11 protein-coding genes are annotated in these 10,013 nt (G+C 63.5%); 6 read left to right on the forward strand and 5 right to left on the reverse strand.

Annotated elements, in window-relative coordinates; all coding sequences use genetic code 11:
- Window positions 1–1,146 precede the first annotated feature (1,146 nt).
- Window positions 1,147–2,520 (reverse strand): PleD family two-component system response regulator, encoded by a 1,374-nt coding sequence (locus tag WCE35_RS09450; protein WP_424593079.1) that lies wholly within the window; start codon window positions 2,518–2,520, stop codon window positions 1,147–1,149.
- 12 nt (window positions 2,521–2,532) lie between these two features.
- Complete coding sequence (locus WCE35_RS09455) at window positions 2,533–2,898, reverse strand: response regulator (protein ID WP_424593080.1); 366 nt, start codon at window positions 2,896–2,898, stop codon at window positions 2,533–2,535.
- 231 nt (window positions 2,899–3,129) lie between these two features.
- Between WCE35_RS09455 and WCE35_RS09460 the strand changes: the two genes are divergently transcribed.
- Window positions 3,130–3,429 carry a DUF3572 domain-containing protein gene (locus tag WCE35_RS09460; RefSeq protein WP_424593081.1) on the forward strand — a complete coding sequence of 100 codons (300 nt, stop codon included), beginning with the start codon at window positions 3,130–3,132 and terminating at the stop codon, window positions 3,427–3,429.
- Window positions 3,408–4,718 carry a DNA polymerase IV gene (locus WCE35_RS09465; protein WP_424593082.1) on the forward strand — a complete coding sequence of 437 codons (1,311 nt, stop codon included), beginning with the start codon at window positions 3,408–3,410 and terminating at the stop codon, window positions 4,716–4,718. Before WCE35_RS09460 ends, WCE35_RS09465 begins: the two co-directional genes overlap by 22 nt.
- A gap of 151 nt (window positions 4,719–4,869) precedes the next feature.
- Here WCE35_RS09465 and WCE35_RS09470 read toward each other — a convergent pair whose 3' ends face one another.
- Entirely contained in the window at window positions 4,870–5,691 is an 822-nt protein-coding gene (locus WCE35_RS09470) for a cell envelope integrity EipB family protein (RefSeq protein ID WP_424593089.1), read from the reverse strand.
- Window positions 5,692–5,985: 294 nt separating this feature from the next.
- On the opposite strand from WCE35_RS09470, the gene WCE35_RS09475 reads away from it, so the two are divergent.
- The 4 genes from WCE35_RS09475 (at window position 5,986) to WCE35_RS09490 (ending at window position 9,051) form a co-directional block, all read left to right on the forward strand.
- Complete coding sequence (locus WCE35_RS09475) at window positions 5,986–6,453, forward strand: RidA family protein (protein WP_424593083.1); 468 nt, start codon at window positions 5,986–5,988, stop codon at window positions 6,451–6,453.
- A 12-nt stretch (window positions 6,454–6,465) separates the two neighbouring features.
- Window positions 6,466–7,218, forward strand: coding sequence for a glycerophosphodiester phosphodiesterase (locus tag WCE35_RS09480; RefSeq protein ID WP_424593084.1), 753 nt, complete (start codon window positions 6,466–6,468; stop codon window positions 7,216–7,218).
- A 109-nt stretch (window positions 7,219–7,327) separates the two neighbouring features.
- Window positions 7,328–8,578, forward strand: coding sequence for a GNAT family N-acetyltransferase (locus tag WCE35_RS09485; RefSeq protein ID WP_424593085.1), 1,251 nt, complete (start codon window positions 7,328–7,330; stop codon window positions 8,576–8,578).
- 50 nt (window positions 8,579–8,628) lie between these two features.
- Window positions 8,629–9,051, forward strand: coding sequence for an HIT domain-containing protein (locus WCE35_RS09490; protein ID WP_424593086.1), 423 nt, complete (start codon window positions 8,629–8,631; stop codon window positions 9,049–9,051).
- A 48-nt stretch (window positions 9,052–9,099) separates the two neighbouring features.
- On the opposite strand, the gene tsaA is transcribed toward WCE35_RS09490, so the two are convergent.
- Together tsaA and WCE35_RS09500 are read right to left on the reverse strand one after the other, a co-directional pair.
- A complete protein-coding gene (tsaA, locus tag WCE35_RS09495; protein WP_424593087.1) occupies window positions 9,100–9,591 on the reverse strand; it encodes a tRNA (N6-threonylcarbamoyladenosine(37)-N6)-methyltransferase TrmO in 492 nt (163 codons plus the stop codon).
- 3 nt (window positions 9,592–9,594) lie between these two features.
- The coding region (locus WCE35_RS09500) for a Bug family tripartite tricarboxylate transporter substrate binding protein (RefSeq protein ID WP_424593088.1) at window positions 9,595–10,013 on the reverse strand (419 nt) is incomplete at its 5' end.

Below are 10,013 nucleotides of genomic sequence, written 5' to 3' on the forward strand. Positions count from 1 at the left end.
GCATCGCATCATTCGATGCGACCTCCCCCGCAAGCGGGAGAGGTGAAGCCAACCCCAAGGGCGGATTGAGCCGAAGGCGTAATCCGCCTTTCGGCATCGGTGAACGGCGGATTACGCTTCGCTCCCCAATCGGCCCTACGCGCTGCCGCGCGCCCGACGGGCAAATCACCGCCCGTCGGGCAAATCGGTGTCCAGCCCTTTTCGAAAAAATTTTCCACTTTGCTTGTCGGGCAAATCATCTCTACAAGCTCGCGCCATCCCGTCCCGAGAAGAGGGGCGTTGGCCATCGTCACGAACGTTGGGACGGGTTGCGGTGGACGCGGCAGCGTCGACGTGAAGCGAAATCGCAGGGCGGATTTCCCGTGAGCGATCATCCTTCATGCAGACGACCGACGATGCAGCGTACGGCAAAACCGTGTGGTCCTGGCACCCGTTGCTGGTGTCAAGTCGGCGGAGGTTTTTTTCGGCCCAACCGGGCGCGGCAAAACCATTCAATTCGCCGGCGACGGTGACAAGACGAATTCGTCGCCGAGGAGAGCGCGGCATAAGCCGTAAAGCCATTGCGCAGGGAAGGCCGGAGGCCCCGGCTGATACCTGTATGCTCGTGTGCGCATTCCATGCACAATCTTGCACACGAGACCGCGGGTGCCAGCCAGCACCCGGCCTTCCCTGCGCCCTCCGATTTCAGAAGGGCGAAGATTTCAGTAAAGACTCGGGCGATCAGCGCCGCGGGAACGCGAACCTGCATCCGCTCCTGGAAATTCAAATCGAGGAGCGCGTCCATGTCGCCCCAGCCATCGCGGAAACGACGGAAGGCTCGGCAGACGCGTGATGAGATCAGGTCGAATTGCGACCGCAAAGGGATTGCGCTCCCTCTCCCGCTTGCGGGGGAGGCATAGGCGGCCTACGGCCGCCGTCCTTGACTGAGAACGCCGATGCGAAGCATCGGCTATGGGTGGGGGTGCCGCCACGACTCAAACTGTTCGTGTGGAGAGGGTTTCCCCCACCCGCATCGCATCTTTCGATGCGATGCGATGCGACCTCCCCCGCAGGCGGGAGAGGTCAAGCCAGTCCACGGACGGGCCGATCCAAACAAAATCATCGCGGTCAGACGCTTTGAAAGTTGAATCGGAACTTCGACCGCACTCACGCCGCCGCCGAAACCACCCGGTTCCTGCCGTCATGCTTGGCGCGGTAGAGCGCGGTGTCGGCGCGCTTGAGCACGTCGGCGACCGCTTCGCCCTTGCGCTCCAGCGTCGTCAGGCCGATCGAGATCGTGACCTCGATGCGTTTGGTGCCGTTGTTGACGGCGAAGGTTTCGCCGGCGATCGCGCGCCGCAGCCGCTCGGCCACCATGCCCGCGACGTGCAAATCGGTCTCCGGCATCACGATCACGAATTCCTCGCCGCCATAGCGGCAGGCGAGATCGATGCCGCGGATCGATTTCCTGATCCGCACCGCGAATTCGCGCAGCACGTCGTCGCCGGCGTCGTGGCCGTAATTGTCGTTGACCGCCTTGAAATAATCGATGTCGAGGATCATCAGCGCCAGCGGCTTGCCGCGGCTCGAGGCCTGCTCGGCGAGCGTCGCCAGATGGCTTTCCATGTAGCGGCGGTTATGCAGCCCGGTCAGCGCGTCGGTGACCGCCATCTCGATCGAGTTCTGCACATTGTCGCGCAGATGGTCGGTGTAGCGCCGCCGCCGGATCTGGGTGCGGGCGCGCGCCAGCAGCTCGTTCTTGTCGACCGGGCGGAACAGGTAATCGTTGACGCCGATCTCGAGGCCGCGCAGCAGCCGCGCATTGCTGTCGGCATCCGAGATCGCGAGAATCGGCACCTGCCGCGTGCGCTCCAGCGAGCGCGCCTGGCTGCACAGCCGAAGGCCGTCGTAATTGTCGAGGCCGAGCGAGACGATCAGCAGGTCGTAATTGCCCTCGGCGGCATGGAACAGCGCTTCCGACGGATTGGCTTCGACATCGACGGTATGTTCGGCGGAAAGCACCGGCGCCAGCCGCTGGTAGGACGCCGGCCGGTCGTCGACCAGCAGGATGCGGCCGCCCATGCCGTTATCGGCGATCGCGCTTTGCTCCGGCGCCTGCATGCCGATCTCGAGCGAGGTGATGGCGCGCATGCGCAGCTCGTCGGTCATCATTTTCAGCCGCGTCAGCGAACGCACCCGCGCGATCAGCACGATGTCGGACACCGGCTTGGTCAGGAAATCGTCGGCGCCGGCCTCGAGCCCGCGGACGCGGTCGGCCGGGCTGTCCAGCGCGGTGACGATCACCACGGGAATGAAATGCGTGGCCGGATTGGATTTCAGGCGGCGGCAAACCTCGAAACCGTCCATGTCGGGCATCATCACGTCGAGCAGGATGATGTCGCATTCGGCGCGCGCGCAGATCGCAAGCGCCTCGGCGCCGCTGGAGGCGGTCAGAACCTCGAAATATTCGGCCAACAGACGGGCTTCCAGCAGCTTGACGTTGGCGGGAACGTCGTCGACGACAAGAATTCGCGCAGACATCGAAAGCTACCCCTATCCGATAAAATGCCGGACCGTTTCGATGAATTTGCCGACCGAGATCGGCTTGGACAGATACGCCTCGCATCCGCCCTCGCGGATGCGCTCCTCGTCACCCTTCATGGCAAACGCGGTGACCGCGACCACCGGAATCGCGCGCAACTCCGGGTCGTCCTTGATCCAGCGCGTGACCTCGAGCCCGGAGACCTGCGGAAGCTGGATATCCATCAGGATCAGATCAGGACGCAGCTTGCGGACGAGATCGAGCGCCTCGAAACCGTTGCTGGTGCCCGAGGTCTGATAGCCATGCGCTTCCAACAGATCGCGAAAGAGCTTCATGTTGAGCTCGTTGTCCTCCACGATCAGGACGGTTTTTGCCATCCCGTCCCTCCCAGGCTTTTGAGGAGACCGGCCCGAACACGATGCCACAGGCAGCGCAGCCGGACATGTCGACATCTGAATTCAAACTAGCGCCAGATTCGCTCTAACCCTTTAAACTCGAGTTCCATCTTGATGCGGCGTGGTTTCCACTCGCTTGAACACGTCCGGAAGACTCGGGCATGGTAGTTTATCAATAGAGACCATAAGTTAATGGAAAGGCAAATCCGAAAGTTGAAAAAGCCTGTTCACAACCTCCGGGAAGTAGCTGAAATCGTTGCGGTTCAGGCGCTGTCTTTTGTTGCCGGCGACCCTGAGCGGCTGGGCCGGTTCCTGGCCGAGAGCGGAATCGGGCCTCAGACGCTGCGGAGCGCGGCGGCCGACCCGCAATTTCTGGCCAGCGTGCTCGACTTCGTGATGCGCGATGACGCGACCGTGAAAGCCTTCGCCAGCGCCTCGCAGCTGCCTCCGGCCAATATCGCCGCCGCGCACCAGGTCCTCAGCGACCCGCAATGGGAGCGCGACGTGCCGTGAGCGCGGCCGCACCAGACGGCCCCCGCTGCTTTTGCCGGGATTGCCTCGGCGACCTCGATATCAAGGCAAAGCGATGCAGCCATTGCGGCTCCCCTCGCCTGGTCCGGCACCATGCCCTGCCCGCGCTGACCCTGGCGCATATCGATTGCGACGCGTTCTACGCAACCGTCGAGAAGCGCGACAATCCCGAACTTGCCGACAAGCCTGTCATCATCGGCGGCGGCAAGCGCGGCGTGGTGTCGGCCGCCTGCTACATCGCGCGGACCTACGGCGTGCGCTCGGCAATGCCGATGTTCAAGGCCTTGGCGCTATGTCCCAATGCCGCCGTGATCGGGCCCGACATGGCAAAATATGTCCGGGTCGGCCGCGAAGTGCGCCAGGCCATGCAGGCGTTGACGCCGCTGGTCGAGCCGCTGTCGATCGACGAGGCCTTTCTCGACCTTGGCGGCACCCAGCGCGTGCACGGCATGATCCCCGCAAAGGTGCTGGCGCGTTTCGCCCGCGACGTCGAGCGCGATATCGGCATCACTGTTTCGGTCGGCCTGTCATGCAACAAGTTCCTGGCCAAGATCGCCTCCGACCTCGACAAGCCCAGAGGCTTTGCCGCGCTCGACCAGGACGAGGCGCGCGCGATGCTGGCGGACAGGCCGGTCGGATTCATCTTCGGCGTCGGGCCCGCGACCCAGGAGCGGCTGGTGCAACGCGGCTTTCGCACCATCGCCGATCTGCAGCGCGCCGACGAGGTCGAATTGATGAAGCAGTTTTCCACCGAGGGCCGCAGGTTGTGGCGGCTCGCGCGCGGCATCGACGACCGCCGCGTGGTGCCCGATCGCGGCGCCAGGACGATTTCCAGCGAAACCACCTTCGAGAACGACCTCCGCGATTTCCCGACACTGGAAAAGCTGCTGTGGCGGCTGTCGGAGAAGGTCTCGGCGCGGCTGAAGAACGGCGATCTCGCAGGCCTCACCATCACGCTGAAGCTCAAGACCGCCGACTTCCGCCAGCGCACCCGCTCGCAATCGATCAGGACGCCGACGCAACTGGCGGCGAAAATCTTCGCGGTCTGCCGCGAAATGCTGGCGAAGGAGATCGACGGCACCGCCTTCCGCCTGATGGGCGCCGGCGTCAGCGCGCTGCGCCCGGGCTCGCAGGCCGACGATTCAGACATGCTCGACCGCCGCTCGGCCCACGCCGAACGCGCGATGGATGATCTCAGGAAGAAGTTTGGCAGTGCCGCCGTGATGAGGGGGATTGCCTATGATGGGCCGGAAAAGGCGGAGGAGGATTAGTGAGTTATCTTACGCCGTCATTGCGAGCGAAGCGAAGCAATCCATCGGGCCGCAAAGCAAGTGTGGATTGCTTCGCGGAGCCTGTCATCGGGCGCGCATTCGCGCGACCCGTTGGCTCGCAATGACGGTGAGAGCGCGACAGCCCGAGCCGTCACCTACACGGCTTGGAATCCTTGACGTCGAATTTGCCCATCGCGCCGGAAATGACAAAGTCATTGTAGTCGAGCACCAGCGCGCGTGAGACGCCGTTTTCGTACAGCTCGAACGACATCGCATAAACCGGCGTCTGTTCGCCGTTCTTGGCGTGAGCGTCGCGGTCGTAATAGCTGACCGTCACCGGCCAGCGCATCAGCGATTTCATCACGTCGCTGGTGGTAGACGGATCGGGTAATGCGGGCGCGCGGTCGCCTGATATCGGCTGCCCGATCACCGACAGCGTATTGTAGACCTTCTCGCCGTTGTCGGAGCCGTCATAGATCGTCAGCTCGAGCACGGATTTGCCACCGCGCGCGGCGGCGATGATGTGCTGGATCTGCTCGGTCGGAAACACGATGCTGCCGTCGAGCTCGAATGTCTTCGCCACCGGCTGCTTCAGCTTGACCGTGATGTGGTCGCCGGTTCGTTCGGCGATGCCATCGACGGGCGCCGACTCGCTGTCATTCATCCTGGTGTCGATCTTGAAGCGATAGCTTTTGCCCGCGCCGTCCTCCCAGGAAGACGAGCGTAGATCGCTCAGCGTCAGCTTGCCCTCGCCGCTGTCGAGCTCCGACACCTGCCTGAATTCGGACGTGTAGCCCTCGCAGGCATTGCCCGAGAAATTATAGAGAATGCGCCCGCGCGCGCCGTTGATGGCGTTGGAGCCGCGCGATTTGACGAGGCTGAGTTCGTAGAGCGCCTGATGGGCAAGAAAAGGCCCGCCCGCCGCGGCCGTCGCCTGCTGGTTGGCAAAACCCGATCCCGCGACGACGGCCATTGTCAGCACCAGCGCATGTGGCGGAATCCGGAACGGTCGGGTCATGTTTTTTCCTCAAGCGAAGAGATTCGTCACAAATAGTGACGGCCCTATTGCGCCACAACTGGGGCAGCCTGACGAAAATGGTACGGCGCAGATGCCGAAATGCCATGTTTTTTGGCATTTTCCGGGCGATTGATCCCGGCAACCCGCAACCTGCCGGTGCATCGCTCGCGCTTGCATGTAACGGCGCGATGCGCGAAACAATGCAGGCCTGATACGGATCAGGCGCTGACAATCAACCGGGGACGGAACATGGCGGGTACGGTCGAACAGAAACTGGCGGCACAAGGCATCACCTTGCACGAGCCGCCCGCGCCGGTGGCCAACTATGTCGGCTTCGTGCGCACCGGTAACCTCCTGTTCGTGTCCGGCCAGGTTTGCGTCAATCCCGAAGGCAAGCTGATCGCCAAGGGCAAGTTAGGCGCCGGCGTCACCGTCGAACAGGGCAATGCCGCCGCGCGCGGCTGTGCGATCAACCTGCTGGCGCAGATCAAGGCCGCGCTCGGCGATCTCGACAAGGTGGTGCGCGTGGTGCGGCTCGGCGGCTTCGTCAATTCCGCGCCGGATTTTCTCGACGGGCCGAAGGTTTTGAACGGCGCTTCCGACCTGATGGTCGCAGCCTTCGGCGACAAGGGCCGGCACGCCCGCACCACCGTCGGCGTCGCTTCCCTGCCCTCGGACGCGGCGGTGGAAGTCGAGGGCGTGTTCGAGGTTTCCTGAGGGAGATGCGCGATGCGTGCGCCTGACTGGCTGACGGCGCGCCCGGTCGCCCATCGCGGCCTGCATGACGCCGCGCGCGGCATCATCGAGAACATGCCGGCCGCGGCGCGGGCCGCGATCGAAGGAAATTTCGGCATCGAATGCGACATCCAGCTTACCGCCGACGGCGAGGCGATGGTGCATCACGACGATGCGCTCGGCCGTCTCACCGAAGGTTCCGGCGCGCTGCGCGGCAAAACCACAGCCGAACTCAAGACCGCCAAATTCAGGAATACGCCGGAGCACATGATGTCGCTCGGCGATCTCTGCACGCTGGTTGCCGGCCGGGTGCCGCTGGTGATCGAGGTGAAGAGCCATTTTGACGGCGACCGCAAGCTCATCACGCGGACGGCGGAAGTGCTGGCATCCTATCAGGGGCCCGCGGCCGTCATGTCCTTCGACCCCGATCAGGTGCTGGCGCTGCGCGAGCTTGCGCCAAAGCTTCCGCGCGGCATCGTCGCCGAACGCGTCTACACCGCGGCCGACTGGCCCGAGGCGACGCCCGCCCAGCGCCGAGGCATGGAACATCTGCGTCACGCGTTCCGCACGCAGCCGCATTTTATAGCCTTCTCGGTCAACGAGTTGCCGGCGCCGGCGCCCTGGATCGCCCGCAACATCTTTGGCTGCCCGCTGCTGACCTGGACCGTGCGTACTCCGGAGCAGCGCGAACGGGCCGCACGTTACGCCGACCAGATGATTTTTGAGGGATTTTTGCCGGGAAGCTGATCGGCAGTGCGCGGCCTTGAACTCTTCGCTGCAATGCACGATCTTTGCAGGGCGTTGGTCGCCATGCGCGATGGCTGATCGCAAATTGGGACCGGTCAAAAAATTTTCGATGGCGTCATCCGAAATCACCCTTGAAGCGGTTGCCTCCGTCAGCGATATCCCGGCTGCGGAATGGGACGCCTGCGCCAATCCGCAAGGCAACCCGAACCCCCTTGAGCAATTCGACACGCTGGCTTTACCGGTTGTTGCGGCAGGCAATTCCTGCGCCGGGTCAAGGCCCGCCTATAACCCCTTCGTTTCCCACGCTTTTTTCGCCGCCGCCGAAGCTTCCGGATCGGCCTGCGCCCGCACCGGTTGGGGGCCGCGCCATCTGCTGGCCAAACTCGATGGCGCCATCGCTGGCGTCGTGCCCTGCTACCTGAAATCGCATTCGCAGGGCGAATACGTGTTCGACCGCGGCTGGGCCGACGCCTATGCGCGTGCCGGCGGGCGCTACTATCCGAAACTGCAGGTATCCGTCCCCTTCACGCCCGCCACCGGACCGCGGCTGTTGATCCGCGATGGCGTCGACCCCGAGCGGATCGGCGAGGCCCTGGCCAGCGGGCTGATGGCGCTGTGCAACGCAACCAGCGCCTCGTCGGTGCATGTGACCTTTGCGCGCGAAGCGGAAGCGAATTATCTCGGCGAGCACGGCTTCCTGCTCAGGAACGACCAGCAGTTTCACTGGCGCAATGCCGGCTACACGAGTTTTGACGATTTCCTCGCCACGCTCAATTCGCGCCACCGCAAGGCGATCAAGCGCGAGCGGCGCGAGGCGGTCTCCGCTGACATCACCATTCACTGGCTGACCGGCGGCGACATCACCGAGGATGCGTGGGACGCGTTCTTTCGGTTCTATACGGAGACCGGCTCACGCAAATGGGGCCGGCCCTATTTGACGCGAAAATTCTTCTCGCTGATCGGCGAGAGCATGAGCCGGGACGTGCTGCTGGTGATGGCCAAACGCAACGGCCGCTGGATTGCGGGTGCCATCAACTTCATCGGCTCGGACACACTGTTCGGCCGCAACTGGGGCGCGATCGAGCACCACCCGTTCCTGCATTTCGAGGTCTGCTATTATCAGGCGATCGACTTCGCGATCCAGCGCGGGCTGCAAACGGTGGAAGCCGGCGCGCAGGGCGAACACAAGCTGGCGCGCGGATATCTGCCGCAGACCACCTATTCCGCGCATTACATCGCCGATCCCGATCTGCGCCGCGCGATCGCCGATTATCTGAAGCGCGAGCGCGACTATGTCGCCGAGGTCGGGCGCGAACTCGCCGAGGCCGCGCCGTTCCGCAAGGGCGGCGACGAGGCTTGACGTTTCGTTGACGACCGAGGCATTTGGAACGAGGAATTCGAGGAGCCGCCATGCCCGCCTATGACGCCAACAACCCCTTCGCAAAAATCCTGCGCGGCGAGTTTCCCTGCTACAAGGTTTTTGAGAACGACCATGTGCTGGCCTTCCTCGACATCATGCCGCGATGCCCCGGCCATACGCTGGTGATCCCAAAAGCCGCTGCCCGCAACATCCTCGATATCACACCCGACGACTACGCCCATGTCGCCCGCGGCACCCACAAGATCGCCGCGGCCGCCATGAAAGCGTTCAATGCCGACGGCATTACCATCCAGCAGTTCAACGAGCCCGCCGGCGGACAAGTGGTGTTTCATTTGCACATGCACGTGATGCCACGCCACAACGGCGTCGCGCTGTTGCCGCCCGCCAGCCGCAAGGAAGATGGCAAGGTGCTGGAGGAGAATGCGGCCAAGCTGATCGCGGCGTTGAGGTAAGCTCGCAACCCGGATGAGCGAAGCGATATAATGACGGGAGGAAAGAAGTCACTCCGTCTCGAAATCCCCTGCCTTCTGCTGCGCCAGTGGCGAGAATTCGCAGCGGTCCGGTTTGATATCCAGCAGCGGCGTCTCGTCCAGGCAATCGAGGCCGCGCACCAGGATGACGTTGCCTTCGATGCCGACTAATTTGACGATCGAGGTTCCGATCGGGTTCGGCCGCACCGGCGAGCGCAGCGAAAACGTGCCGCGGGTCGATTTGTTGTCCTTCGGGCTTTGCAGCACGAGGTCGCGGCGCGACTGGTGCAGCCAGTAGATCACCTCGAGATTGCTGTAGAAATCGACGCCCTTGATCGCAGGCACCCAGGGCTCGAAAATCTCCAGCCGGCAGACCGGCCCGTCGTGGCGTCCTTGCCGTGGCGTCATCTCGCGCGAGGTCCAGGGGGTGCGGATGCGACCGATGAAGACGAGGCCGGCGTCGCGCGGCGGCGGCATGTCGACGGCCAGTTCGCCCTCGCGGAGGTCATTCTCTCGAACCATGTCTCAATCCAGTGATATGTTCAGTGACTTGATCACGTCGGCCCAGCGCGCGCGGTCGGCCTCGATGAATTCGGCGATCGCAGCCTGACCTCGCGGACGCAGCGGCGGAAAGCCGATCTTCTCCAGCGAAGCGCGGAACGTCTCATCGTTCAAGGCCCGCTCCAGGCTCGCCGTGATCTTCTGTGCGACATCGTCGGGCAACTTCGAGGGCGCCGAAATGCCGTACCAGACGCTGACGGCATAGTCGGGATAGCCGCTCTCGGCAATGGTGGGAACGTCGGGCAGATCGGGGATACGTTTCGCCGAACTCACTGCGAGCGGCCGCAGCAAACCGGATTTGACCGGCGGCAGCGCGGTGCCGAGCGTGTCGAACATCAACTGGATATTGCCGGACAACAGATCGGCCAGCGCCGGACCCGCGC

It is taken from the genome of Bradyrhizobium sp., assembly GCF_049691595.1.
Lineage (GTDB): Bacteria > Pseudomonadota > Alphaproteobacteria > Rhizobiales > Xanthobacteraceae > Bradyrhizobium.